General features: G+C 64.7%; 27 protein-coding genes and 2 tRNA genes. 11 read left to right on the forward strand and 18 right to left on the reverse strand.

Annotated features, from left to right (window positions below):
* Window positions 1-30: 30 nt before the first annotated feature.
* Together HNQ95_RS02295 and HNQ95_RS02300 are read right to left on the reverse strand one after the other, a co-directional pair.
* Complete coding sequence (locus HNQ95_RS02295; RefSeq protein WP_154383862.1) at window positions 31-336, reverse strand: PilZ domain-containing protein; 306 nt, start codon at window positions 334-336, stop codon at window positions 31-33.
* A 155-nt stretch (window positions 337-491) separates the two neighbouring features.
* Window positions 492-1,010: a BA14K family protein gene (locus HNQ95_RS02300; RefSeq protein WP_154383863.1), complete on the reverse strand. Its 519-nt coding sequence runs from the start codon at window positions 1,008-1,010 to the stop codon at window positions 492-494.
* 164 nt (window positions 1,011-1,174) lie between these two features.
* On the opposite strand from HNQ95_RS02300, the gene HNQ95_RS02305 reads away from it, so the two are divergent.
* The 3 genes from HNQ95_RS02305 to HNQ95_RS02315 all read left to right on the forward strand — a co-directional run bounded on the left by HNQ95_RS02305 (window position 1,175) and on the right by HNQ95_RS02315 (window position 3,552).
* Entirely contained in the window at window positions 1,175-2,287 is a 1,113-nt protein-coding gene (locus HNQ95_RS02305; RefSeq protein WP_067960614.1) for an endonuclease/exonuclease/phosphatase family protein, read from the forward strand.
* 9 nt (window positions 2,288-2,296) lie between these two features.
* Entirely contained in the window at window positions 2,297-3,010 is a 714-nt protein-coding gene (locus tag HNQ95_RS02310) for a hypothetical protein (protein ID WP_067960618.1), read from the forward strand.
* Between the two features lie 98 nt (window positions 3,011-3,108).
* Complete coding sequence (locus HNQ95_RS02315; protein WP_154383865.1) at window positions 3,109-3,552, forward strand: cupin domain-containing protein; 444 nt, start codon at window positions 3,109-3,111, stop codon at window positions 3,550-3,552.
* 6 nt (window positions 3,553-3,558) lie between these two features.
* On the opposite strand, the gene HNQ95_RS02320 is transcribed toward HNQ95_RS02315, so the two are convergent.
* The 3 genes from HNQ95_RS02320 to HNQ95_RS02330 are packed head-to-tail and all read right to left on the reverse strand — an operon-like array spanning window position 3,559 to window position 6,798.
* Entirely contained in the window at window positions 3,559-4,770 is a 1,212-nt protein-coding gene (locus HNQ95_RS02320; protein WP_067960623.1) for an ABC transporter permease, read from the reverse strand.
* Window positions 4,771-4,773: 3 nt separating this feature from the next.
* On the reverse strand, window positions 4,774-5,478 hold the full coding sequence (locus tag HNQ95_RS02325) for an ABC transporter ATP-binding protein (protein WP_067966350.1): 705 nt from the start codon (window positions 5,476-5,478) through the stop codon (window positions 4,774-4,776).
* Between the two features lie 21 nt (window positions 5,479-5,499).
* A complete protein-coding gene (locus HNQ95_RS02330; RefSeq protein ID WP_182573491.1) occupies window positions 5,500-6,798 on the reverse strand; it encodes an efflux RND transporter periplasmic adaptor subunit in 1,299 nt (432 codons plus the stop codon).
* Between the two features lie 186 nt (window positions 6,799-6,984).
* Here HNQ95_RS02330 and HNQ95_RS02335 point away from each other — a divergent pair, with 186 nt between their 5' ends.
* From HNQ95_RS02335 to HNQ95_RS02345, 3 genes are all read left to right on the forward strand, one after another.
* Window positions 6,985-7,899 carry a PhzF family protein gene (locus HNQ95_RS02335; protein WP_182573490.1) on the forward strand — a complete coding sequence of 305 codons (915 nt, stop codon included), beginning with the start codon at window positions 6,985-6,987 and terminating at the stop codon, window positions 7,897-7,899.
* Window positions 7,900-8,001: 102 nt separating this feature from the next.
* A tRNA-Lys gene (locus HNQ95_RS02340) sits at window positions 8,002-8,077 on the forward strand.
* Window positions 8,078-8,287: 210 nt separating this feature from the next.
* Window positions 8,288-8,363: transfer RNA gene (locus tag HNQ95_RS02345), tRNA-Lys, on the forward strand.
* Window positions 8,364-8,455: 92 nt separating this feature from the next.
* On the opposite strand, the gene HNQ95_RS02350 is transcribed toward HNQ95_RS02345, so the two are convergent.
* Window positions 8,456-8,941: a hypothetical protein gene (locus tag HNQ95_RS02350; protein WP_067960634.1), complete on the reverse strand. Its 486-nt coding sequence runs from the start codon at window positions 8,939-8,941 to the stop codon at window positions 8,456-8,458.
* Between the two features lie 405 nt (window positions 8,942-9,346).
* On the opposite strand from HNQ95_RS02350, the gene HNQ95_RS02355 reads away from it, so the two are divergent.
* From HNQ95_RS02355 to HNQ95_RS02370, 4 genes are all read left to right on the forward strand, one after another.
* A complete protein-coding gene (locus tag HNQ95_RS02355) occupies window positions 9,347-11,233 on the forward strand; it encodes an AI-2E family transporter (protein WP_246340552.1) in 1,887 nt (628 codons plus the stop codon).
* Between the two features lie 214 nt (window positions 11,234-11,447).
* On the forward strand, window positions 11,448-11,720 hold the full coding sequence (locus HNQ95_RS02360; protein ID WP_067960641.1) for a YMGG-like glycine zipper-containing protein: 273 nt from the start codon (window positions 11,448-11,450) through the stop codon (window positions 11,718-11,720).
* Between the two features lie 334 nt (window positions 11,721-12,054).
* Complete coding sequence (locus tag HNQ95_RS02365) at window positions 12,055-12,207, forward strand: hypothetical protein (protein WP_157097064.1); 153 nt, start codon at window positions 12,055-12,057, stop codon at window positions 12,205-12,207.
* Between the two features lie 129 nt (window positions 12,208-12,336).
* Window positions 12,337-13,272: an LLM class flavin-dependent oxidoreductase gene (locus tag HNQ95_RS02370; protein ID WP_182573488.1), complete on the forward strand. Its 936-nt coding sequence runs from the start codon at window positions 12,337-12,339 to the stop codon at window positions 13,270-13,272.
* A gap of 9 nt (window positions 13,273-13,281) precedes the next feature.
* Here HNQ95_RS02370 and HNQ95_RS02375 read toward each other — a convergent pair whose 3' ends face one another.
* The 9 genes from HNQ95_RS02375 to cobA all read right to left on the reverse strand — a co-directional run bounded on the left by HNQ95_RS02375 (window position 13,282) and on the right by cobA (window position 21,915).
* Window positions 13,282-13,731 carry an RrF2 family transcriptional regulator gene (locus HNQ95_RS02375; protein WP_067960647.1) on the reverse strand — a complete coding sequence of 150 codons (450 nt, stop codon included), beginning with the start codon at window positions 13,729-13,731 and terminating at the stop codon, window positions 13,282-13,284.
* Window positions 13,732-13,914: 183 nt separating this feature from the next.
* Window positions 13,915-14,937, reverse strand: a complete 1,023-nt coding sequence (locus HNQ95_RS02380; RefSeq protein WP_067960650.1) for a sulfate/molybdate ABC transporter ATP-binding protein — start codon at window positions 14,935-14,937, stop codon at window positions 13,915-13,917.
* Window positions 14,934-15,842 (reverse strand): sulfate ABC transporter permease subunit CysW, encoded by a 909-nt coding sequence (gene cysW / locus HNQ95_RS02385; RefSeq protein ID WP_182573487.1) that lies wholly within the window; start codon window positions 15,840-15,842, stop codon window positions 14,934-14,936. Before cysW ends, HNQ95_RS02380 begins: the two co-directional genes overlap by 4 nt.
* A 1-nt stretch (window position 15,843) precedes the next feature.
* Entirely contained in the window at window positions 15,844-16,665 is an 822-nt protein-coding gene (gene cysT, locus HNQ95_RS02390) for a sulfate ABC transporter permease subunit CysT (protein ID WP_182573486.1), read from the reverse strand.
* 181 nt (window positions 16,666-16,846) lie between these two features.
* On the reverse strand, window positions 16,847-17,833 hold the full coding sequence (gene cysP, locus HNQ95_RS02395) for a thiosulfate ABC transporter substrate-binding protein CysP (protein ID WP_067960659.1): 987 nt from the start codon (window positions 17,831-17,833) through the stop codon (window positions 16,847-16,849).
* Between the two features lie 191 nt (window positions 17,834-18,024).
* Window positions 18,025-19,035, reverse strand: coding sequence for a nicotinate-nucleotide--dimethylbenzimidazole phosphoribosyltransferase (cobT, locus tag HNQ95_RS02400; protein WP_154383873.1), 1,011 nt, complete (start codon window positions 19,033-19,035; stop codon window positions 18,025-18,027).
* A gap of 24 nt (window positions 19,036-19,059) precedes the next feature.
* Window positions 19,060-19,815 (reverse strand): adenosylcobinamide-GDP ribazoletransferase, encoded by a 756-nt coding sequence (locus tag HNQ95_RS02405; protein ID WP_182573485.1) that lies wholly within the window; start codon window positions 19,813-19,815, stop codon window positions 19,060-19,062.
* 4 nt (window positions 19,816-19,819) lie between these two features.
* Window positions 19,820-21,133 (reverse strand): cobyrinic acid a,c-diamide synthase CobB, encoded by a 1,314-nt coding sequence (locus HNQ95_RS02410; protein ID WP_182573484.1) that lies wholly within the window; start codon window positions 21,131-21,133, stop codon window positions 19,820-19,822.
* On the reverse strand, window positions 21,130-21,915 hold the full coding sequence (cobA, locus tag HNQ95_RS02415) for a uroporphyrinogen-III C-methyltransferase (RefSeq protein WP_067960668.1): 786 nt from the start codon (window positions 21,913-21,915) through the stop codon (window positions 21,130-21,132). Before cobA ends, HNQ95_RS02410 begins: the two co-directional genes overlap by 4 nt.
* Before the next feature lie 53 nt (window positions 21,916-21,968).
* Here cobA and HNQ95_RS02420 point away from each other — a divergent pair, with 53 nt between their 5' ends.
* Window positions 21,969-23,084 (forward strand): cobalt-precorrin-5B (C(1))-methyltransferase, encoded by a 1,116-nt coding sequence (locus tag HNQ95_RS02420; RefSeq protein ID WP_246340550.1) that lies wholly within the window; start codon window positions 21,969-21,971, stop codon window positions 23,082-23,084.
* Here HNQ95_RS02420 and cobM read toward each other — a convergent pair.
* From cobM to cbiE, 3 genes are read right to left on the reverse strand one after another with little or no spacing between them, the layout of a single operon-like run.
* On the reverse strand, window positions 23,051-23,815 hold the full coding sequence (cobM, locus tag HNQ95_RS02425; protein WP_182573483.1) for a precorrin-4 C(11)-methyltransferase: 765 nt from the start codon (window positions 23,813-23,815) through the stop codon (window positions 23,051-23,053). The genes HNQ95_RS02420 and cobM overlap by 34 nt on opposite strands.
* A complete protein-coding gene (locus HNQ95_RS02430) occupies window positions 23,812-24,198 on the reverse strand; it encodes a cobalamin biosynthesis protein (protein ID WP_182573482.1) in 387 nt (128 codons plus the stop codon). Before HNQ95_RS02430 ends, cobM begins: the two co-directional genes overlap by 4 nt.
* Window positions 24,195-25,427, reverse strand: a complete 1,233-nt coding sequence (gene cbiE, locus HNQ95_RS02435) for a precorrin-6y C5,15-methyltransferase (decarboxylating) subunit CbiE (RefSeq protein ID WP_182573481.1) — start codon at window positions 25,425-25,427, stop codon at window positions 24,195-24,197. The genes HNQ95_RS02430 and cbiE overlap by 4 nt, the downstream gene beginning before the upstream one ends.
* Window position 25,428: the final 1 nt, after the last annotated feature.

Consider the following 25,428-nt stretch of genomic DNA (forward strand, 5'->3'; position numbering starts at 1 on the left):
GGCCTTTTTTATCGACTGGGAATCGGGGGTTCAGCCGTAATGCCAGTGCGGCTTGGGTTCGGTGCCTTCGAACTGGACGCCGAGGCGGTCGGCCTTGCGCCAGCGCACGATGCAGCGATAAGCGATGCCGTCGACGGGGACATAGAGCAGGAACTGGTCGGGGACGCGGCTTTCCGCGGGGATTTTGATCTCGGCGCCGTTCGTATGCATGTTGCGGATGGTGCAGCGGGTTTCCGAATTGGTGATGCCGGTCAGAATCGCAGCGCCCTTGAGGACGCGGTTGCGTCGCTCCCGGCGCAGTTCGTTTTCGGCAATCTCGGCGTTGTCTGCCGTCATGTAATTTCAACCCAGAATAGAAATCCTCCCGGTATTCTTGGTTCTACACATGATACGTAAACAACAGCTTGTAGCTGTTGTTTATTAGCCTGAAGTCATATTTGAAGCAAAACGGCGCCGCAGGTGCGACGCCGTCTCCGTTGTTTCGGCTTCGCCTAGCTATAGGGCGACCAGCACTGCCGGCGCGGACCGTTATAAGGCTGGAAGGTGTTGTCCCAGGCCCGATACGAACGATAGCGGTCGTAGCACCACTGGACGTGCGGCGAGCCGCCGCCACGATAGACGCGGCGCGGCTGGACATAGCGTGGCTGGTAGTAGCGCGGCTCGTAGTAGCGGTAAGCAGGGATGCCGAAGTTCAGATAGATGCCGCTCCTGAAATGGCGGCGGTGCGGGCGGTGGCGCCAGCGCCAGTCGTCACGCCAACGGTCGCCGCTCCAGTTTTTGTGGCGCCAACCGTCGCCACGCCAACCATCGCGCCGGCCATCACGGCGGCCATAGCATCCGCTTCCGGGCGGGCAGAAATGGCTCTGGGCGAGGATGATATTCTGCGGCGCCTGCGGAACAATTGAGGGCATCTGGCCCAGGCTGGCTGGCGAAGCCGACGCAGCCAGCGGCAGGCCGGTGACGAGACCGAGCGCGACGAGCCCGGAACGTGCAAGGGATGAGAGGTTCATGATCGTCTCCTGAGTCCGAATCCCAAAGGCTCCATGCCCCCAAATTTCGATGGAGATCAGGCATATTCCGCCTTTCAGCCTGAACGGGAAATGAACGCCGAGTTCCCGTGGGCTTGTGGGCTGGGCTCTTGTGTTTGGGCCAACATGAAGGCAATGCTCGGCGCATGTCGCTGCGCCTTGCCACCTTCAATGTCGAGAACCTGATGAACAGGTTCGACTATTCCGGCTACCGCAATCAGCTCAACGAGGACCGGACACTTGCCCTGTTCGAAATCCATAGCGAGGCTGAGTATCGGCTGCTTGAGCAGGCGCGAGCGATCGCGCACGCCGACGACATGCGCCAGCTGACGGCCTTGGCCATCGCCGAGACCCGCGCCGACATCATCTGCCTGCAGGAAGTCGACAACATCGAAGCGCTGAAGGCCTTCGAATACGGCTATCTGTTCAAGATGGTGGGGCAAGGCTACCAGCACAAATACACCACCTCTGGGAATGATTCGCGCGGCATCGACGTTGCGGTGATGATGCGGGCTGAGACTGCGCATGGCGAACCGATCGAGTTCGTGCGCATGACCAGCCATGCCCATGTCACCTTCGAGGAGCTCGGGCTGCATACGCCGGAACTCGCCAGTCTCGGCCAGGAGCCGTTCGAGCGCATCTTCCGGCGCGACTGCCTGGAGATCGACGTCAAGATCGGCGGCAAGCCGCTGACCATCTATTCGGTGCACTTCAAGTCGATGGGCTCGCCGCGCAACGGGCTGAACGGCCGTGACGCGACGATGCCGATCCGTGTCGCCGAGGCTAAGGCCGTCCGGCGGATCATCGAGGACCGTTTCGGCAAGGACCATGCAGCCGACAAGCGCTGGGTGATCTGCGGCGACATGAACGACTATCGCGAGCGGCTGGTGATCTCGGGCGATGCCTATCAGGGCTACGGCTTCACGCCGGTTCAGGAGACGGCGTCCTGCCTCGACGTGTTCCTCGCCGATGGTTTTGCCGAAAACGTTGTCGCGCGGCGACAGGAGATGGACCGCTGGACACTCTATCACACGCGTGGACCGCTGGAACGGCATCTGTGCCAGCTCGACTACATCCTGCTTTCGCCGTCGCTGGCACGGACGAACGAGCAGGCGGTGCCCGACATCGTGCGGCGCGGCCAGCCCTGGCGCACCATCTTCCCGCCTGGGCAAGAGGTGGACCGTTATCCGCGCGCCGGCTGGGACCGGCCGAAGGCCTCCGACCACTGCCCGGTTGCGGTGACGTTGAGCATTACCTGAGAGATTTCCTTGGCATTCGACATTCCACGCAACCAGATCCTGCCGGTCGACGTCGTCGACGTGCGCCTCGATGCCGAGCCGCACCCGTTCGAGCGCGACAATGCCGAGGCGATCTTGGCCAACTGGGCGGCTGAAAAGGCACTGACGCCGGCGATGTTCGACGGCACGGTGGTGCTCCTGTCGGAGCTTGCCTATGGCGACAACCGGCTCGTGGGACGCTGCCACGCCGTCCGCTTCTCGACCTTCATGCTGTGGCGAAAGCTGAAACCGCTCACCAGTGCCGAACATTCCTTCGCGCACGCCATGCTGATCTCAAGCGACAATGCGCTGGTGGCGATCCGCATGGGCGCGCATACGGTCAATGCGGGAAAGGTCTATTTCGCCGCCGGCTCGTTCGAGCCGGAAGACTTTTGTGATGGGCTCGTCGACCTCGACTACAACATGGCGCGCGAGGTTCGCGAGGAGACCGGGCTCGAGCTTGGCGAGGCTCGCGGCGAAGAACGCTGTTATGCGCTGTCTGGGGACACCGGCACGGCGATCGTGCGCTGCTACCATCTCACTGAGACCGCCGACGAGGTGGCCGCGCGCATCGAGCGCTTTGTGGCGGCCGATGCGGAGCCCGAGATCGAAGGGCCTGTCATCATCCGCGGCATGGACGATCTGCCCGACAATTTGATGCCGCATATGCCCGCGCTGGTGGAATGGCATTTTTCACGCGGCTGACGCCACCAGCCGTCGCCGACCTGCCGAAGCCCTTGCGGGCCGCATGCCGCTGGGTCACAAGTTGCCGCAGACCTTGTGCGGCATTTCGGGGGGATTCGATGGCCAGCTTTCCAGCACGTGCAAGTTTTTTCGCTGGCGCCATTGCGCTGGCTCTGAGCGCCAGTGCCCATGCTCTCGACAACACGCCTGCTGCCAAGGTTGTCGTGACGCCGCTGGCGTCGACGACGGTGACCGCGAACGGACAGCCGATCGTGCTGCCGCAGAAGAACGTGCAGGTGCTGGTCTCCTCCTTCGAGATCCCGCCCGGGGCGTCGCTGCCGGTGCACATGCACCCGTCGGCGCGCTACGCCTATGTGCTCGAGGGCCAACTGCAGGTGACCAATGCCGAAACCGGCAAGAGCACCAGCTACAAGACGGGCGACTTCATCGTCGAGATGCTCGGCACGTGGCATCAGGGCGCCAATGTCGGTGCCGAGCCGGTCAAGCTGCTTGTCATCGACCAGGTCGAGGAAGGCACGGCAAACACGCTGCTGAAGAAGTAGCTTCGGCTATTCGTGCCTGAGCGCCTCGATCGGATCGAGGCGCGCGCCGCGCAGCGCTGGGAAGAAACCGAACACCATGCCGATCAACGCCGAGAAGCCGACGGCAAGCAGCACGACCGCCAGACTCGGCGCAAACGGGATGGATAGCGCCAGCGAGGCGACGCCCGCCAGCGTCAGGCCGATGGCGATGCCTATCAGCCCGCCGAGCAGCGACAGCACGGTTGCCTCGACCAGGAACTGGATCAGGATGTGCTTTTCATGCGCGCCGATGGCGAGGCGTATGCCGATCTCGCGGGTGCGTTCGGTGACCGACACCAGCATGATGTTCATGATGCCGATGCCGCCGACGAGCAGGCTGACGCCGGCGACAGCGCCGAGCATGCCGGTCATCGTGGCGGTGGCGCTGGCCATCGCATCGGCGATCTGGGTCATGTCGCGGACGGAAAAATCGTCCTCGCGGTCGGCGGTGACGCGCCTGACGTCGCGCATGATGTCCTCGATCCGCGTCTGGACGACCGAGGTCGGTGTCACGTCATCGGCGGCGACATAGATGTTGTCGATGTCGCGGTTGCCGGCGATGCGGCGTTGGAACGCCTGAAGCGGCATCAGCACGACATTGTCCTGGTCCTGGCCGAAGCCGGAATAACCCTTCGGCTCGAGCCGGCCGATGACTTTGCAACTGACGCGGCCGACGCGGATGGCGGCGCCGTCGGGATCGCCGGCGCCAAAGAACTGCTGGCGCAAGGTTTCGCCGATCAGGCAGACATTGACGCCGCCGCGCACCTCGGACTCGCTGAATGGCCGGCCCGAAGCGACCTTCCAGTCGCGGGCGTCGAGATAGGCGTTGTCGGTGCCGGTGATGGACGAGGTCAGGCTTTCGGTGCCGAAGACGACGCGCACCTGCTTCTGCGACGCCGGCGAGACGGCACGTACGCCTTCGAGATGGGCGGTGAGGGCTGCGACCTCCTTGTCGCCGAGTTGGCGGATGGTCTGCTGCGGGCCTGAGCCGGGGGCGGCGGGACGGCCGGCGCGGACGATCAGAAGGTTGCTGCCGAGCTGCGAGATGTCGGCCTTGACCTTCTCGGTGGTGCCGCTGCCGATTGTCAGCATGGCGATGACGGCGGCGACGCCGATGACGATGCCAAGCAGCGTCAGGAACGAGCGCAGCGCGTTGCGGCGGACAGAGCGGAGGGCGAGGCGGACGGTCTCCCAGATCATGACTTATGCTGCCTCCAGCTTTCTGGTGTCGGAGGCGACGTGGCCATCGCGGAAGGCGATGGTGCGTCCGGCATAGGCGGCGATATCGGCCTCGTGGGTGACCATGACGATGGTGAGCCCGGCCTCCTCGTTGAGGCGGGTCAGCAGCTCCATGATCTCGTGGCTGCGGGCAGTGTCGAGATTGCCCGTCGGCTCGTCGGCGACAAGAAGGGTGGGCCGAGTGACAATGGCGCGCGCGATCGCCACGCGCTGCTGCTGACCGCCGGAGAGTTCGGCCGGCGTGTGGTGCTCACGGCCCTCGAGGCCAACCTCGGCAAGGGCCTGCATGGCCAGCGCGCGGCGCTCATGCGCGGCTGCGCCGCGATAGATCAACGGCAGTTCGACGTTCTCCACAGCCGTGGTGCGCGGCAGCAGGTTGTAGCCCTGGAAGACGAAGCCGATGTAGAGATTGCGCAAGACGGCGCGGCGGTTGCGGTCGAGCCGGCCGGCGTCTGTGCCCATGAAGGCGTAGCGCCCTGAGGTGGGCGTATCGAGGCAGCCGATAATGTTCATCGCTGTCGACTTGCCGGAACCGGACGGGCCCATGATGGCGACGAACTCGCCTTGCGCGATGGCGATATCGATGCCGGCGAGGGCACGCACCTCGGCTTCGCCCTGGCCGTAGGTCTTCCAGACCTTGTCGAAGAGGATGAGCGGCGCGGTGGTCATCACAGGGTTTCCACGACCAGCTCAATTGGCCCTTGCGGACGACGAGGCGGTGATGACCGCATCACCGACCGCAAGCCCGGAGACGATCTCGGTGCGATCGCCGTCGGTGGAGCCGGTCTTGACCCTGACCGCGACCGGCGCGCCGTTCTTGAGCACATAGAGCGTGCGCAGGCCATCTGTAGGCGTCGAGGCTGGACGGCTGCGATCGGTCGGGCCGCGATTGGAACGGCCGAGGAACAGGTTCTGCAGGCTGAATCCGCTGCTGCGGGCAACAGGTGCCGGGCGGTAACGGAAGGCGGTGGCTGGCACTGTCAGCACATCCTTGGCCTCCCGGGTGACGATCGACACCGTCGCCGTCATGCCCGGGCGCAGCAGCAGCTCGTCATTGGCGACTTCGAGCCAGGCGTTGTAGGTGACCACGCCGTCTGTGGTAACAGCGGCATAGGCTATGTCGCGGATCGTCGCCTTGAAGCTGCGGTCGGGAAAGGCATCGACGGTAAAGCGGGCGTTCTGACCCTTCGCCACCGAACCGATGTCGGCCTCGTCGACCGCCGCCTTGAGCTCCATCTGGGACAGGTCAGCGGCGAGCACGAACAGCACCGGCGCCTGCATGGAGGACGCCACCGTCTGGCCCGGATTGACCGAGCGCGTCAGCACGACGCCGTCGATGGGGGCATAAATCGTGCTCTTGGCGAGGTCGGCCTGCTGCAGCTTGAGATCGGCCTCCGAGATAGCGAGGTTGGCTTCGGCCATGTCGAGCGCGCTCTGCGCCCGATCGCGCTCGGCGGTGGCTGCTTCCAGCGCCTGGGTGGTGGCCATGCCGCGTCTTGCCAGTTCCTGCGCGCGGGTGAGCGCCTGGGCATTCTGCGACAAGGTGGTGCGCGTGTCTTCGACCTTGGCGGCGGCAGCCTTGGCGGACGCCTGGGCACGCTCGATCTGGGCGGAAAGCCGCGTCGTGTCGAGGGAGGCGAGCACGTCGCCTTTCTTGACCTGCTGGTTTTCGACTACCGCGACCGAGCGGACGACACCCGACAATTCGCTCGAAATGTCGACCTGGGTGAGTGGCTGCAGATTGCCCGTCGCCGACACCTCGATGGTCAGGTCGCCTGTCTCGGCGGCCTGGGTGGTGTAGACAAGCTTCTGGGAAGGCGTTGCGAACCAGGAATAGCCGGCATAGGCGCAAGCCGCAGCGACCAGCGCCACCAGCAGCCACAGCCAGCCACGGCGGCGGCGCGTGGCGCGGCCGTTGCCGTCGAGGCCGAGGGCTGCCTCTATCGATGGCGTGCTCGCCGATTGCGGGCGATTTGTCAGCTGGTCCAAGCCAGACCCTTTCGATGGTCCCAGAAAATCCGCCTAGAGCCTGCTCTAAGCTGGTTCGATCGAGCATGATCTTGTCTGAAACCGGGATGCCAGTTTGACGATCATGCTTTAAAATCACAGATCGGCTGAGTGGTCCCGAAATTCAAATTAAATTTCGCTCATGTTGCCGGCGCAGAAGGAGCAAACATGACGGGCGGACGCAAGTATTTTGTCTATGACGTCTTCACCGAAAACAGGCTTGCCGGCAACCCACTCGCTGTGGTCGTCGATGCCAAGGGGTTGAGCACGGCGCAGATGCAGGCCATCGCCAGGGAGTTCAACCTGTCGGAGACCTCATTCGTGCTGCCGCCCGAAAACCCGAAGCACAAGGCACGGGTCCGCATATTCACGCCTGACTACGAGATGCCGTTTGCCGGTCACCCGACCGTCGGCACGGCGATCGCGCTGACCGAGATGGCGCAAGGTAATGATCTTGCCGGCATTTTTGTCCTCGAAGAGAATATCGGCCTGGTGCGCTGTGCCGTGAACAAGGTCGGCGACAGCCTGTTTGCCGAATTCGACCTGCCGAAACTGCCCGAGCCGATGCCGCTGGCCGCCAGCACCGATGCGGTTGCCGCAGCCCTTGGACTGGCGCCACACGAGATCGGCTTTGAAAACCATCGTGTATCGCTGTGGTCTGCGGGCGTTCCCTACATCACCGTGCCGGTGGCGGACACCAAGGTTGCGGCGAGAATTCGATTCGACAACGAGGCCTGGTTCACCTTTTCGCCACGCAAGAACGACTCGGCGGTGGCCAGCGCCTATGTCTATTGTCGCGAGACTGTGGGGCACGAAAACGCATTCCACGCGAGGATGATCGTTCCCGGCAGCCCATCCTACGAAGATCCGGCGACAGGTTCGGCGGCTGCCGCCTTTGCGGGGGCGATCATGGAGTTCGACAGGCCGACCGATGGGGCGCAGCGATTCTGGATCGAACAGGGCATCGAGATGGGGCGACCGTCCAGGATCAGGCTGGAGCTCGAGATCTCGGGCGGCAAGCTGGCTTCCGCGCGCATCGGCGGACACGCGGTGAGGGTGGCCGAGGGCGTTCTGCTGGTTTGACCCAGCTATTTTTGCCGACTGAAAGAAAAAGCGGCCGGTGGGGTGGACAGGCGAAAATGCCTTGGCTATATGCCGGCCACGGTCGGTTCACCGGTCGCGAGTGGGTGCGTAGCTCAGTTGGTAGAGCAGCTGACTCTTAATCAGCGGGTCACAGGTTCGATCCCTGTCGCACCCACCACTTCTTTCCCTTAGCCGCCGAATACTGGAACGCCGCGCATATAATTGCGCGGGCGGATGGTCGATCTCCTTGTCCGGATGCAATGCCGCCAGGCTTTGCACAGGCAATCGCGTACCACTGCCGATTGCTGCATCTTTCTTGGCGATCATGGGTGGACAGCAACGGATGGTGTGGCTATATGCGGCCACGGTCGGTTCACCGGTCGCGAGTGGGTGCGTAGCTCAGTTGGTAGAGCAGCTGACTCTTAATCAGCGGGTCACAGGTTCGATCCCTGTCGCACCCACCACTTCTTCTCCAAAGATTTCAAACCGCTGTGACTGTTGCTTCAATTGGGTTGAAGTCGCTTGGAGTTCTATTTCTGGTCGGCCCTGCGCTGCCTCAAATTCGGAACGACCAGAACAGGCAGGCAAGCGTTGCCACGCCGAAGAGGGCGAAGAAGAGGCTGCGCAGCAGGACGTTGCGGCGCAGTTCGTTCATTGCGAGATGGCAGCCGACAATGATGGCGACGAACAGGTAGCGCCAGTCGAGCAGGGCCCAAGGCGCACTGGCCTGGCCGAATACCCAGCGCGCCGCAAGGCAGCCGACGATGGTGGCGAACAGGGCGATGACGATCCAGTGGATGGTGTCGGCGGCATTGACCAGGACGATACTCGCCGCCTTGAGCGGCAGGATCATCATCAGCATCGCGGCAAGGAAGTAGATCGCCGCCAGCGGAATGAAGCTATCGGCGCTGGCGATGCCGTCGAGGCGCTGCACGCCGATGACGCCGAAGGGATAGCCGTGCCGCGCAACGGCGAGGCTGAGTGCCGTCAGTGCGGCCGCCAGCACGGCAACGAGGGCAAATGAGGCTGCGGCCTTGTTCATGGCGGACCTGTCGATAGCGAATCGGACTGCATCTTGCCTAGCGTGCCTGATTCAGCATTGCCAATGCGCAAATGTCCGTCGGGCGCGGGGCAGCCAGTTGGCAAGCACGTTTCGCTCCGACCTGAGCATTTGCCCCGGCGATCCGAGCTCCGCCCCTCGCAGGCACTTGCGCCCTTGGCATGCACGTTCCGCTGATGGCCGGCGCTTCTTCTGGCGGCAGACTTGCGGGCCATTGCAAATGCGGCCCATCTGCCGCGACTATGCGGCACGACATGACAGCGTGTTCGTGACGTCTCCTGTCACGAATGGTTGCTCGTCATCAGCGCGAAGCGGTTCAGGGCCAGGAGGTTGCAGGTGGTGGAGGCAATTCCGAAAACTCGAGGCCTCGGTTCTGGACAGCCACCGTTGCTTCAGCCGCAGTCCAGGACGGCGCTGCCGCCGTTCGCGGCCACAGCAGCTGTCGTTGCGATCCTGTATTTTGCCCGCGATGTGTTCCTGCCGCTTGCGATCGCGGTGCTGTTGACCTTCGCGCTTGCGCCGATCGTCAGCTGGCTCAGGCGGTTCGGTGTTCCCAGGCTGGTTTCGGTGATTGCCTGCGTGCTGGCCGCCTTCGGCGTGGTCGCGGTGTTCAGCTTCGTGGTGGTTTCGCAGATCGGCGAGGTCGCGCAGAACGTACCGACCTATCAGTCGAACATCCTCAACAAGGTGCGCGCGCTCAAGGAAAGCGGCAGCGGAGAGGGGATCATCGACAGGCTGAGCGGAGTCATCGAGCGCGTTGGCCAGGAGATCGATAAGCCGGAAGACAATCTCGCGCCTGCGGCCCATCCATCCCGGCCGGACCCGCTGCTGGTCGAGATCTTCACACCGCAAAAGCCGATCGAAACGCTGATGAACCTGATCACGCCGCTGATCGGACCGCTGGCGACGGCTGGCCTCGTCATCGTCGTCGTCATCTTCATGCTGCTGGAGCGCGAGGATTTGCGCGACCGGTTCATTCGCCTCGTCGGTTATGGCGACCTGCACCGGACGACCGAAGCGCTGCAGGATGCCGGGCGAAGGGTCGGTCAGTACCTTTTGATGCAGCTGGTGGTGAATGTCGCCTATGGCGTTCCGATAGGCATGGGCCTCTGGCTGCTCGGCATTCCGAATGCGATTCTGTGGGGCCTGCTCGCCATCGTGCTGCGCTTCGTGCCCTATATTGGGCCGGCGATCGCAATGATCCTGCCGCTGTTCCTGGCGATTGCGGTTGCCCCCGGTTGGTCGCTCGTGCTGTGGGCTGCGGCACTGTTCATCGCCATGGAACTGGTCATCAACAATGTGCTCGAGCCCTGGCTGTATGGCTCGAGAACCGGCCTTTCGCCGCTCGCCATCATCGTCGCCGCGATCTTCTGGACCTGGTTGTGGGGACCGGTCGGACTGGTCCTGTCGACGCCGCTGACCGTCTGCCTGGTGGTGCTCGGAAAACACGTGCCACAGTTCGAATTCCTTGAAGTTCTGTTCGGCAACGAACCGGTGCTCGACCCCAAGGAGCGGCTATACCAGCGCCTTCTGGCAGGAGATCCTGATGAGGCGACCGATCACGCGGAAGAGATGCTCGAGACCGAATATCTCGTCGACTTCTACGGCAATGTCGCCATTCCGGCCCTGCTGCTTGGCGAATTCGACCGGGCGCGCGGTGCCCTGACCGACGAGCAGCGGACGCGCGTCGCCGCCAGTGCCGTGGTGCTGGTGGCCAACTTGAACGAAATCGCCGGCGAAGAAGCGGATGAAGAGGACGACGCGCCCGAGGATGTGACGCAGGACGATGGCGAGCCGGCCGACGAACTGCCCGACGGTGCGGGGAAGGCGGTGCTGTGCATTGGCGGGCGCGGCGAGCTCGACAACGCGGCCGCGGCCATGCTGGCGCAGGTGCTGACGGTGCAGGGCGCGACTGTTGCCACGGCGAACCATGCCGATGTCGAACCGTCCAGCATCAGAAGCCTGCCGCTCGAAGGCGTGCATACAGCCGTGATCGGCTTCCTGAATGCCGATTCGCTTCACCATGGCCGCTTTCTGGTGCGGCGTCTGAAACGTGCCAAGCCATCGCTCAGGGTAGGGGTGGTGCTGTGGACCGACGGTGCTGCCGGGGATGCCGACAAGCTTGCCGGCGACCTCAACGCCGACTTTGCGGCGTTCAACATGGCCGGCGCCACCATCGGCGCCCTGACTGACGCGCCCGCGGTACCGCTCAAGGCGGCCAAACGGAAGGTCCGGCGTCCGTCACAGGCGGGGCGGAAGAGCAAGACGGCATAGGTCAGCGTAATTCGACGGGCTGGAAGCGGCTCGTTTCGAAGCCGGTTCATCGCGGCAGTTGCGGATCGGAGCTGCCCGAATGCTGCCCGATTGCCTTGGCATGCCTTGGGTTGAAGGGACTTAGTGGTCCACGCGCTGGAGAGGCGCGATGGATCGTTTTTCGCCGCCGCGCATTGTAGGCGAGGTGGGGACACATTTTCGGGAGTTATTGGTGATGATGAAACTCGTATTGAGTCTTGCACTTCTGGTGCCGCTGGCAGCCTGCTCGCAGACCGAACAGGGTGCAGCCATTGGCGGTCTTGGCGGCGCGGCGATCGGCAGTGCCGTTGCCGCACCCGGAAACCGGGCTGAAGGCGCGCTCGTCGGTGGCGCCGTCGGTGCCGTTGCTGGCGCCCTGATCGGCCGGGCCAACGAGCCGAACCGCTGCCGCTATCGCGACCGCTATGGTCGCACCTATCTGGCAGAATGCCCGCGCGGCTATTACTGAGCCGGCTAGCCGTATTTCGTCCGGTCCCGAAGGCGCCAACAGTGCCTTCGGGACATTTTTTTGCCTCCCTCCTGTCGTCGAATTCGGCCCAAAACTGTAATCTTTTGGCGACTGGATTTCGGCTATCCATCTGTTATGTAATGACTTTTTTGAGTTCATGCGTCCTGCCGCAGCGGCGCTTCAGCGCTCAACCGGTAGTCGGCAGATCATTCTCGCAAGAGAAAAATTGCTCCCGCCCAGCTGTGGCAGGGCAAAGCCGTTCCACAATCTCGCCAAAATTAGCAATCGACAAAGTCTATTAATTTTATAGACTAACGGCATGATGGAGATTGCGATGGCACAGACCCAGTATCTCTCGAACAGCCGCGTCGGCGAGACGGCAGCTGCGGCCGGCAGGCCTGCCAGCATTGCGCAGATCGCGTCGTATCTGTTCTTCACGGTGTCGTTCGGCTTTACCGCGGCCGTCGTCGTCGGTCTGGTCCACTAGGGCCACCCCGTGCCCGGAGGCGGGCGCGCCATATCATCTCAACCCAACTGAAGAAGGTTTTCCAGAGTAGCGCGTGAACCGGCGCGGGCGGCGCCAATAACTGTTCCTGACAAGATGAAGGAGTTTGCGATGCAGATCGACTTCACCCATTGCCCGGGCGGCGTTGCCGACAAGGACGAACTTCACTCTTCCTTCTTTTCAGACACGGCGGTTGCCGTGCAGAGGCTGCGCCAGCTCGAAAGGGCGGGCTTCGACTGCGTTCTCATCGACGACATGGGCGGCCTGCTTGCCAATATGGACCTGGCGTCGCTTGCGCTACGCAGCACGCAGTCGATCGGTGTGCTCGTCTCGCATTGGCCTGGAATCGTGGCGCCGGTGGTGGCTGCCCGGCAGTTTGCGGCCTTCGACCAGATCGGCTCTGGCCGGCTGGCATTGCGGGTGCCGCCAAGCCGCGACCTGCGCGAGATCAATGACGACAGCGGTCTCGTCGCCACGCTGGGGCGCACCGACGAATATCTGATGCTGCTCAAGCGGCTGTGGAGCAATGCGCAGCCCTTCGACCATGAGGGCCTGTTCTACCGCATCCATGGCGGTTTCGTGCCGATGAAGGCAGCCGAAGGCGCAATGATCCGGCTGCAACTCGGCGGATTGTCTGGCACGGCGCTCAAGATCGCGGGCCGGCACGCCGACAGGTTCGAGCTGCCGGTGGGTGGCTTCGACGACACGTTGCGGCTGATCGAACGCGTGAGGGTTGCTGCCGAACCGTTCGGTCGGGCCCAGCGCATCCGCTTCTCCTTGCCGGTGCATGTCGGGCATGTGCAAGCTGGCGAGGGCGGGCAGCAGGATTGGCAGCTGACGGGTGAACCGGAGCACGTCGTTTCTGTGCTGGCTGGCTTTGTCGAACTCGGAGTGAGCGATTTCATCGTCCACGGGCTCGACGATGCCGATGCGGTTGAGGCCTTCGGGCGTCAGGTCATACCGGCATTGCGCAAGGCATTTCGCCGCCATGATCCCGCGCCGACCCATTTGCGCAAGCGGCCGGTGATGCTGCGCCGCATTGTCTGACCGGCACGGTCAGGCGTGGTTCAGGGCGTCGCTCAGAATGTCGTCATTGGCAGCGTCGCGCACCTGCGCGAGGCTGCGATTGTCGAGCACGCCGGCAATCGCCTGGCGAACTTCGAGCATCATGTGCCTGATCTGGCAGGTCGCCTCGTCGCAGTCGTCGCAGGGCTGGTACTGGGTCCGGCTGGCGCAAGGGATCGGTGCCAGCGGGCCGTCGAGCACGCGCACGACATGGCCGATCTTGATCTCGGCGGCAGGCTTGGCGAGGCGGTAGCCGCCGTCCTTGCCCTTGCGGCTCTGGACGAAACCGGCATTGCGGAGTTCGCCTAGGATCGCGTCGAGGAATTTTTTCGGAATCTTGTTGGTGGTCGCGATGTCGCCGACGAAAGCGAGCTGGCCGGCAGGCAGTTGGGATAGGTGAACGAGGGCCTTGAGGCCGTATTTGCCTTTTTTAGTCAGCATGGCGAACGCGTGTCATCGGCTTCCTGCTGCCAGTCGCAGCGTGAGGTTGCTTGCCGAGGATAACGATTCGTCCCCATCGCATTCCGGCCTTCACCAGAGATAAATTCCACAGACTTGATATACAAGCCGAAACGCGTTGATTTTCCGTAAGTTTTGCGGGTTTTGACCCTATTCGCGGCAGAATCAGCCTGCCGCATAGACCCTGGCGCGTTCGATGGTGATGATGCCCTGCTCGCGGGCACTGACCTGGGTTTCAGGCGCGACGTCGAGTTCGACGGCTTCGCCCGTTGCCGTCAGCGCCAGAATGCGCCGTCCGGCAGGCCGGTCGATGACGCGGGCGACGGTTGCGGGGATGCCGGCGCCGCTGCTGCTCCAGCCGAGATCGCTCGGGCGCAGGAAGATTTCGACCGGGCCGTCAGCAAAGCCGGGGGCGGGGATCTGTGCCTCGCCAAGGCGGGCTATGCCGCCGGCCACGGCTGCAGAAATGCGGTTGGTGTCGCCGAGGAAATTCATGACGAAGGCGGATGCGGGGTTGCGGCAGACCTCTTCGGGCGTGCCCTGCTGGACGATCTGGCCCTTGTCGAGGATGACGACGCGGTCGGCGAGGTCGAGCGCTTCCTCCTGGTCGTGGGTGACGAACAAAGTGGTGATGCCGAGCTCCTGATGGATCTCGCGCAGCCAGCGGCGCAGGTCGCGGCGGACATTGGCGTCAAGCGCACCGAAAGGCTCGTCGAGCAAGAGTACCTTGGGATCGACGGCGAGCGCTCGCGCAAGGGCGACGCGCTGGCGCTGTCCGCCTGAAATCTGGCCGGGGAAACGTTCGGCCAGGCCTTCGAGCTGGACGAGGCGCAGCAGGTCGGCGACGCGAGCATCGATGGCAGTCTTGTCGCGGCGCTGCTTCGAGACCTTCATGCCGAAGGCGATATTCTCGGCGACCGTCATATGCGGGAACAGCGCATAGTGCTGGAAGACGAAACCGACGCCACGGTCGCGCACCGGAATGTCGGTGGCATCCTCGGCGCCGAAATAGATGTGGCCGGCGTCGGCATATTCGAGGCCGGCGACCATGCGCAGGATGGTGGTCTTGCCCGAGCCGGAAGGTCCGAGCAGGGCCACCAGTTCGCCGCTCTCGATTTCAAGCGAGACGCCATGGACGGCGCGGAAGGTCTCGAAGGTCTTCACGACGTTGTCGAGGCGGATTTTCATGACGGAACCTCAGCGGAAGCGGTCTTGGGTGCGGCTACGGGGGCTGCAAGCGCGGGGCGACGACGGGCGCGGCCGGCGCCTTGGCGCTCGAGCAGCACCTTGGCAACGAGGGTAACGACGGCGAGCAGGGCCAGGATCGAGGCCGCGGCGAAGGCGCCCGCGGTCTGGTAGTCGTGGTAGAGCAGTTCGATATGCAGCGGCAGCGTGTTGGTCTGGCCGCGGATATTGCCTGACACCACCGACACGGCGCCGAACTCACCCATGACGCGCGCATTGCACAGCACCACGCCATAGAGCAGCGCCCAGCGGATGTTGGGCAGGGTGACCGAGAAGAAGGTACGCCAGCCCGACGCGCCGAGCGATGTCGCGGCTTCTTCCAGATCGCGCCCTTGCGCCTGCATCAGCGGGATCAGCTCACGGGCGACGAAGGGAGCGGTGACGAACATCGAGGCGAGCACGATACCGGGCAGGGCGAACAGGATCTTGATGTCAGCCTGCTCCAGCGCCGGGCCGAACAGGCCCTGCAGGCCGTAGACGAAGAGATAGGCGACGCCCGCGACGATGGGCGAGATGGAGAACGGGATTTCGATCACCACCAGCAGGAAGCGGCGTCCCCGGAAATCGAACTTAGTAATTGCCCAGGCGGCGGCAACGCCGAAGGCGGTGTTGATGGGCACGGCGATGAGCGCGGTGACCACAGTCAGGCCGATGGCGTGCAGCGTGTCGGGATGGGCGATCGCGGCGGCATAGACCGCGATACCTTGCGAGAAGGCCTGGTAGCCGATGACGACCAGCGGCGCGACGATGACGATGGCGACCAGCGTCAGCACGATGCCGATGAGCGCGCGGCGGAAGGCCGGCGCGTCGCCGACGCGGGACGGGCGGCCCTTGACGGAATTGCTCATCTCAGCCCCTCGCCGTGTAGCGCAGGGCACGTGCCTGCAGGATGTTGGTGATGGCGAGCATCAGGAAGGCTGTGATGAGCAGCACCGAGGCGATCGCCGCAGCGGCCTGGTAGTCGTATTCCTCGAGCCGGATGAACGCGAGCAACGCCGTGATCTCGGTCGACATCGGCTGGTTGCCGGCGATAAAGATGATGGCGCCGAACTCGCCCAAGCTGCGGGCAAAGGACAAGGACAGGCCGGCCAGCAGCGCGGGCGCCAGCAGCGGCAGGATCACGCGCAGGAAGATCGACCGGTCGCTGCCGCCGAGCGTCTGGGCCGCTTCCTCAAGTGCGGGGTCGAGGTCTTCCAGTACCGGCTGCACGGTGCGCACGATGAAGGGCAGGCTGGTGAAGGCCATGGCGACCATGATGCCGAGCGGGGTGTAGGCAACCTTGATGCCGGCCTGGGCAAGCGCCTGTCCAAACCAGCCGTTTTCGGCGAACAATGTCGTCAAGGCGATGCCGGCGACCGCCGTCGGCAGTGCAAAGGGCAGGTCGACGAGCGCGTCGATGAAGCGGCGGCCGGGAAAACGGTAGCGCACCAGCACCCACGCCAGCGCCATGCCGAAGACGAGGTTGAAGACGGTGGCTGCGAGCGCCGAAAGGGCCGTGACCCGGTAGCTGGCGACCGCGCGCGGCGACGAGACGATGCGCCAGTAGTCCTCGAAGCCGAGGCTGGCCGCCTTGAACACCAGCGCGCCGAGCGGCAGCACGACGATGATCGAGACGTAGACGAGGGTTATCCCCAGTGCCAGGGGAAACCCCGGCAGAATGCGGCGCGCCACTGAAATGCCTTCCCGGATACAACAATGCGGAAAGCCGGCATGGCCGGCTGTCCAATTCTCCACGATAACGACGACGGTGCCGCGCGTCCTTGTTGGACGCGCAAAGGACCCCGTAGCAGTCTGAGTTGTGCATGATCCTCTTCCGAAAATCGATATTGATTTCCGGGGTCATGCACTGAGGTCAACGCTCGCCGTAAATCTCTTCAAGCAGGCCGCCGGAACCGAAATGTTCCTTCTGGACCTTGTCCCAGCCGCCAAAGACATCTTCCACAGTGACCAGGCGAACATCGGGGAACTGCTCCTTGAATTCGGTGGCGACCGAAGGCTCGTGGACACGGTTGCCGTGTTGGGCGGCAATGCGCTGGCCTTCCGGCGTGTAGAGGAAATCGAGATAGGACTTTGCCAGATCGCGCGAGCCGCGCTTGTCGACGACCTTGTCGACGATGGCGACGGGGAATTCGGCGAGCAGGCTGACCGAGGGGATGACGCTCTCGACCTTGTCGGAACCATATTCCTTGGCGATCGAGCGGGTCTCGGCCTCGAAGGTGATCAGCACGTCGCCGATGTTGCGCTCGACGAAGGTGGTGGTGGCGGCGCGGCCGCCGGTGTCGAACACCGGCACGTTGTCGAACAGCTTGGTCACGAACTCCTTGACCTTGGCCTCGTCACCCTTGAATGCTTCCTTGGCGTAGGCGGTTGCCGCCAGATAGGTATAGCGCGCATTGCCCGAGGTCTTCGGATTGGGGAAGACGACCTTCACGTCGTCGCGGACCAGGTCGGACCAGTCCTTGATGCCCTTGGGGTTGCCGGCGCGGACGAGGAAGGACGGCAGCGAATAGAAGGGCGAGGCCTGGTTGGCGAAATCCTTTTTCCAGTCGTCTGATACAAAGCCGTTCTTGACCAGGAACTCGATATCGGTGACCTGGTTGAAGGTGACGACGTCGGCTTCAAGTCCTTCGACGATGGCGCGTGCCTGCTTGGAGGTGCCGGCATGCGACTGGTCGAGCGTGACACCCGGATTCTTGGCGATGAAGGCGGCATTCTCGGCAGCGAACAGTTCGCGGGCGACGTCGTAAGACGCGTTGAGCAGCTTGTCGGCGGCAGACGCCTGCAGTGGGCCGGCGAGCATGGCGGCAAGTGCTACGCCGACAAGAAGGAAACGTTTCATGGGGGCATTCTCCTGAGACAAGCGGCAAATGGCTAAACTTTGCCGCAACATAGCTGCGGGCCTGTTTCAGGTAGAGGCAGAGGTGGATTGCCTCTGCGCTTGTATGAAGAATTTTCTTCTATCCTTTTGTCAAACGAAGAAATCGATTTCTAGGCTTGAGATGTGCGACCGGCTTCCTGCGGAATGCCTAACTATTTTTCGGTGACACCGGCCTCGGCGAAGCTTGCCATTCTGGCGTGGCATTCCAGCGCCGAACGGACGAGATTGACGGCCACGCAGGCGCCCGAACCTTCGCCGAGCCGCATCCCCATGTCGAGCAGCGGCGCGAGCTTCAGGGTTTCGAGCAGCTGGCGATGGCCTGCCTCGGCGGAGACATGGGCCGACAGCGTGTGGGCAAGGCCTTCTGGGTGGAGTTTTGCCAAGGGGGCAGCTGCTGCCGTGACGACGAAGCCGTCGAGCAGGACGGGCACGTTGTGGTGGCGCGCGGCCAGCGTGGCGCCGAGGATGGCGGCGAGTTCGCGGCCGCCGAGATTGGCGGCGACAGCCAGCGGATCGGCGAGCGTGGCGGCATGACGGGCGAGGCCGGCATCGATGGCGGCGAACTTGCGGGCCAGGCCACTATCGTCGACGCCGGTGCCGCGGCCGGCCCACTGGCGGCCGGTGCCGCCGAACAGGCCTGCGGCGATGGCCGCGGCGGGTGTGGTGTTGCCGATGCCCATTTCGCCGAAGCAGACGAGATCGAGATCAGGCGTCACCGCGTCATAGCCGGTCGAGACGGCGGCGAGGAAATCGGCTTCGTCCATGGCCGCCGTCTGGGTGAAGTCACCCGTGGGGCGATCGAGCTCGAGCGGGATGACCGCGAGTTCGGCGCCGGCAAGGCGGGCGAGTTGGTTGATGGCAGCGCCGCCGCCGGCGAAGTTGGCGACCATCTGTACCGTCACCTCCGACGGATAGGCCGACACGCCCTGGGCGGTGACGCCATGGTTGCCGGCGAAGACGATGACCTTGACCTCGTCGAGCCTCGGCATCTCGCGGCCCTGCCAGCGGCCGAGCCAGGCGGCGATCTGTTCGAGCTTGCCGAGGCTGCCGCGCGGCTTGGTCAGCGTGTCCTGGCGGCGGGCGACGGCATCCGCTGCGGCGTCGCTGCCGGCCGGCAGGTCGAGGCAAGCTTGGCGCAATTCATTGAGCGATTTGAAGGCCATGGCAGTGAATACTCCAAAACAGAATCAAGCAAGGATGGCGGATGCGACAAACAGCAGGGCGATTTCGGCCATTTGCTGCAGAGCGCCGATGGTGTCGCCGCTCTGGCCGCCGATCTGGGCGAGGCAGAGCTTTCTGAAGGCGAAGAAGAGGAGGGCGAGGCACAACGCCGCGACGACCGCGCCGCTGAGCCCGAGGAACAGCAGGCCTGCGGCGCCGATGGCGAGGGCGGCGATCACTGCCCCGTCGGCGACTGTGCCGACGCCGGCGGCAAGGCCGTCGGCGCGGGCCTGGGGCAGGTTCTGCATGAAGGCGGGGATCAGTGCGCGCGAGCCGACATGAGCGGCGACGAGGGCGGCGAAAACAGGGGCGGGGTCTTCGATTTCGACGATCGCGCTCCAGCGCGCCAGGATCGACAGCGCCAGCGCTGCCGCGCCATAGCTGCCGATGCAGCTGTCGCGCATGATCTCGAGCTTGCGCTCGCGTGTACGTCCGCCGCCGAAACCGTCTGATGTATCGGACAGGCCGTCCTCATGCAGGCAACCGGTGACCAGCATGGCGGCAGCGATGGCCAGTGCGGCAGTCGGGCCTTCGGCGAGGCCGAGGGCTTGTCCGGCAGCGAAGGCGAGCCAGGCCAGGACCGCCACGACGAAGCCGACGAGCGGCGCAGTCCAGATGGCGTCGGCGAGCGAACGATCCCTGACCTCGAAATGCGGCAGCGGCAGGCGCGTGAAGAAGACGAGGCCGAGGCGGATGTCGTCGAAGATCGTCGCCGGCGTCATCGTCTCAGCCTCGCGCGATCGCGTGGAAGAAGGTGCCGGTAACATGGCCGCGCCGGCCGCCGAAGCTGCCGAGCGGCTTGCCCTGGCCATCGGCCAGTTGCCCGAGTGGCGTATCGTCGCCTGCAACAACCGTCTGGGCGTAATGGAACTCGTGCCCCCTGACGACGCTGCCCTCGGAGCCAAGCGGGCAAGGTGCCGAAAGTCTGGCCTGGCGGTAGCCGAGGTTCATCTTGCGCTTGGCGAAGCTGGTGGCATGGCCGAGCAGGCCGAGCATCGCGTGGGTGGCGCCATCGGCGTCCTCGATGGAACCGCCGAGCATCATGAAGCCACCGCACTCGCCATGGACCGGCTTGGTGTCCGCAAAACGGCGGGTGCCCGACAGGAAGGTGCCAGCTGCGGCGAGGCGGCCGGCATGGAGTTCGGGATAGCCGCCCGGCAGCCAGCAGATGTCGCAGGTGGCGTCGGGCGCCTGGTCGGCGAGCGGCGAGAACGGAACCAGCTCTGCGCCCATGGCGCGCCAGTGGGCGGCGAGGTGCGGGTAAAGGAAGGTGAAGGCGGCATCCTGGGCGAGCGCGATGCGCTGTCCGGGCGGCGGCAGGGCGAAGGATTGGTCGCCAGACATTGGCGCCAGCGGCGTCGCCAGTTCGACGATGGCATCGAGGTCGAGCGAGCGCTCGACCATGTCGGCGAGCTTTTCGATGTGGGCGAAGAGGTCAGCATGCTCTTCGGCCTGGACGAGGCCGAGATGGCGTTCTGGAATGGACAAGGTCGGGTCGCGCAGGATGGCGCCGACGACGGGCAGACCGAGCGCCTCGATGGCGTCGCCGGCAAGCTTGCGGTGACGGTCGCTGCCGAGCCTGTTGAGCACCACGCCCGCGATCCGGACGCCGGGGTCGTAGGTGGCAAAACCCTTGGCGATGGCCGCCGCTGTCTGCGACTGGCCGGAGACGTCGAGCACCAGAAGCACCGGCAGGCCGTAGAGACGGGCGAGATCGGCAGCCGCACCCGAGCGGCCTGTCTCCGCGGGGATGCCGTCGAACAGGCCCATGGCGCTTTCGAGGATCACCATCTCGGCTTCGGCCGATGCATCGGCGGCCAATGCGTTGAGCAGCGACGGCGCCATGGCCCAGCTGTCGAGATTGACGCCGGGCCGGCCGGTTGCGGCAGCGTGGAAGCCGGGATCGATGTAGTCCGGTCCCGATTTCGCGCCACGCACCTTGATGCCGCGGCGCGCGAGCGCGCGCAGCAGGCCAATCGTTACGCTGGTCTTGCCCGAGCCCGAGCGTGGGGCGCCGATGATGAGCCCACGCGCCGTCATTTCCGTCCAATCAGCTCGGCGCGCAGCGAGACAATGCCGCCGACGACGATGAGGGCCGGCGAGACGACCTTTTCGCGCTCGGCGGTGGCAACCAGTGTGCCGAGCGTGGCGGTGACCGTGCGTTCCTCCGGCGTCGAGGCGTTCTCGACAAAGGCTGCAGGCGTGTCGGTCGACAGTCCGCCGCGCAGAAGCTCCGTCACCGTCTCGGCCATGTGTGTCAGGCCCATATAGATGACGATGGGCTGGCCGGTGCGGGCAAGCGCTGCCCAGTCGGGCCGGTCGTCGCTGACGGCGGCAAAGCCGGTGGCGAGGATGATCGCGCCGTTGACGCCGCGCATGGTGGCTGGAATGCCGGCGGAGGAGAGGCCGCCGAAGGCCGAGGTGATGCCCGAGAGCACGCGCCAGGGAATGTTCTCTCGGGTCAGCACCAGCGCTTCTTCGGCACCACGCCCGAAGACGAAGGGATGGCCGCCCTTGAGCCGCACGACCTTGCGGCCTTCGCGCGCCAGCCTGACCAGCAGCGCATTGATGTCGCCCTGCGGGATCGACAGCCGGCCGCCGCGCTTGCCGACGAAGAATTTTTCCGCCTGTTCGGCAACCGCAACGATCTCGGGCGAGACCAGCGCGTCATGCACCAGCGCATCGGCCTGGGCCAGCGCCGACAGGACGTCGAGTGTCAGCAGACCGGGATCGCCGGGGCCGGCGCCGGCCAGCCATACATGGCCCGGTTCGAGCACGTGCTGCTTGTAATTCAAACGCGTGATAGCGTTTTCGAGTGTCATGCGTGTCGCTTTCGCCGATGACGCACAGGCTGTGCCAGCCTATAGATCGCGTCATGAATGAAGAAGATCGTCCGCTCAAGCGCGGCTGGACCACCGGCGCCTGCGCCACTGCCGCCACCAAGGCGGCGTGCGTGGCATTGAAGGCGGGTGCGTTTCCCGATCCGGTGGAGATCGTGCTGCCGGGCGGGCAGAACGTGGCCTTTGCGCTGGCCAGAAACGAACGCGGCGACGGCCTGGCCATGGCCGGTATCGTCAAGGACGCCGGCGACGACCCTGACGTCACGCATGGTGCGCTGGTCATGAGCACGGTGCGGCCGGGCGCTGCCGGCAGCGGTCTTGTCTACAAGGCGGGCAAGGGCGTCGGCACGGTGACGCGGCCTGGCCTGCCGATTCCGCCCGGCGAAGCCTCGATCAACCCGGTTCCGCGCAAGATGATTGCCGGCGTCGTGGCCGAGGTGCTGGGCGAAGGGGCTGATGTAGAGGTCGAGATTTCCGTCGCCGGCGGCGAGGAAATGGCGCTGAAGACGCTCAACCCGCGCCTTGGCATCTTGGGCGGCATCTCGATCCTGGGGACGACGGGCATCGTCATTCCCTATTCCTGCTCGGCCTGGATCCACTCCATCCATCGCGGCGTCGACGTGGCCCGCGCCATGGGCTTCGACCATGTGGCGGGTTCCACCGGCAACACTTCCGAGCTGGCGGTTCAGAAATTCCATGGTCTTCACGAGGTGCAGTTGATCGACATGGGCGACTTCGTCGGCGGCATGCTGAAATATATTCGCGCCCACCCGGTGGCAAAGGTCACCATTGCCGGCGGCGTCGCCAAGATGACCAAGCTGGCGCAAGGCCTGCTCGACCTGCATTCGAGCCGCGGTTCGGCCGATCTCGACGGCCTGGCAGCCATCGCCGTGGGGGCCGGAGCAGACACCGGACTCGAAGCCCGCATCAAGGACGCGAACACCGTCGCCGAGGCCTTCATCGAGGCCAACAAGGCAGGCATCGGCATAGGTGACGCGGTCGCTGCTGCGGCCTGGCGCACGGCGGCAAGCGTCTTCGACAAGCTCGATATCGCGGTCGAAATCCTGGTCTTCAACCGCGAGGGAGAGCTGATGGGGCATGCGCCCTTCGCGGCCTCTCATAGCCCGTCGCGGCCCCTGAAGCGGCGCTGATAATAAGCGTCGTAGAGCGAGCTTTCGCGGAAATCTTGCGCTGCCAGCGACTGGCCGACGAAGATGATGGCGGTGCGCTCGATAGGGTCCTTTGCCAACTCGGCTGCTATCGTCGACAGCGTGGCCCTAACGATGCGCTCGTCCGGCCAGGAGGCGCGGAAGACGACCGCCACGGGGCAATCCGGACCGTAATGCGGTGTCAGCTCAGCCACGACGTGGTCGATGGCGTGGATCGACAGGTGGACGGCAAGCGTGGCGCCGGTGCGGCCGAAGCCGGCAAGCGTTTCGCCCGGAGGCATCTTCGAGGCGCGGCCGGAGGTGCGGGTCAGCACCAGGCTCTGGGCGACTTCGGGGATCGTCAGCTCGCGCTTCAGCGCCGCCGCTGCCGCCGCGAAGGATGGCACGCCGGGGGTCAGCGTGTAGGGAATGCCGTGCTTTTCCAGTCGCCGGATCTGTTCGGCGACCGCACTCCACACCGACAGGTCGCCCGAATGCAGCCGCGCGACGTCATGCCCGGCCTTGTGGGCGGCGACATATTGCGCCTCGATCTCGTCGAGCGACATCGGTGCCGTGTCGACCAGCCGGGCGTCGGCGCGGCAATAGGTCAGAAGCTCCGGCGCAACGATGGAACCGGCATAGAGGCAGACCGGGCAGGAGCCGAGCAGGCGGCTGCCGCGCACGGTGATGAGGTCTGCCGCGCCCGGGCCGGCGCCGATAAAGTGAACGGTCAAGCTGTGGCTCCAGAGATAGCTATGGCGCAGGTTGCGGGGCCGACTGATATGCGCGGGCCAAGCAGTGCGGCATCCGCGCCGGCAGCGGCGAGCGCGGCGGCCTCCGATACGGATGGCGTGCCGGCTGCCTCCAATGAGGCTTGCGACTGGCTGGATGTCCTGGATGCGGCGGCGGCGAGTGCCGCGTCGTCCATGACGAGCAGCGGCAGGTCGAGCCGGCGTGCGGCTGCAAGAATACCGGGCTCGTCACGTTTCAGGCTCGCGGTGGCCAGCGCCGAAAGTGCTGTGACGACAAGGCCGTGCGCTTCGAGCGCGGTTTCGATTGCCGAGAGAATGTCTTCGTGTGCCGCGCCTTTGCGGCAGCCGATTCCCGCGACCATCATGGCTTCACCCAACTCCACTGCGTGACCGGCATCGCCGGCCGCCAGCCGGTCATCGAGCCAACAGGGGCGGCGCGGGAGACTTGAAGGCGCAGAAGATCGCCGCCATGCGCGGCATGGTGCGACAGCAGCAATGTTTCCATTTCGAGCGTGACGGCGTTGGCGACGAGGCGACCGCCTGATCGAAGTGCTGCGATTGCCGCATCGAAGACGCCGGCGTCCGAACCGCCGCCGCCGATGAAGATGACGTCTGGCGTCGGCAGGCCGATCAGCGCGTCAGGCGCTGCGCCCCTGACAACCGTGAGGCCGGGCACGCCGCAGGCGCCGGCATTGCGCTCGATGCGCTCGGCGCGCTCGGCATTGTGCTCGATGGCGATGGCGCGCAGCGAGGTGTGACACAGCATCCATTCGACGGATATCGAGCCGGAGCCGGCGCCGATATCCCACAGCAACTCCCCGCGGCGGGGCGCGAGGGTGGAAAGCGTGACCGCGCGGATCTCGCGCTTGGTGATCTGGCCGTCATGCTCGAACAAGTCGTCGGCGAGACCTGAGGCAAGCGGCAGGATCCGTGCCTGCGATCCGGATTCAAGCTCGAGCGCCAGGACGTTGAGCGGATTGATGTTTTCGAGGTCGAAGCCACTGGCTGTCGTGGCGCGGATGCGCTCGCTTTCTCCACCGAGCGCTTCGAGCACCGTCAAACACGAAGCACCGAAACCGTTGCCGGTGACAAGGGCTGCGATCTGGGCCGGCGCTTCGCCATCCGAGGTGAGTGCAATGATGCGCGCGCCCGGCTGCAGCAACGGGCGGATCAGATCGATGGCGTGGCCGTGGAGCGAAACCGTTTCGATGTCCTGCAGCGCCCAGCCCAGCCGCGAGGCGGCCAACGAGAAGGCAGATGGGGCCGGAAGGACCCGCATTTCCGCTGACGGCACTGCACGAGCGAGCGTGACGCCGACGCCGTTAAGGAAGGGATCGCCCGAAGCCAGCACGCAGACATTTTCGCCGCGCAGGGCGACCACGTCACGCATTTCGCTGTCGAAGGGCGTCGGCCATGGGCGAGCCGCGCCTGCGATGAGCGTTGCTGCCAGCGCCAGATGACGCTTGGCGCCGAAGACGTGGGCAGCGCCTGATATCGCCCGCTTGGCCTCGTCGCCGAGACCCGCTACACCGTCCTCGCCGATGCCGACGACGGTCAGCCATTCTTGCATCGGGGCGTCGAGTTCAGCAGGCATG

The sequence above is a fragment of the Aminobacter ciceronei genome (assembly GCF_014138625.1).
In the GTDB taxonomy this organism is placed as follows: Bacteria; Pseudomonadota; Alphaproteobacteria; order Rhizobiales; family Rhizobiaceae; genus Aminobacter; species Aminobacter ciceronei.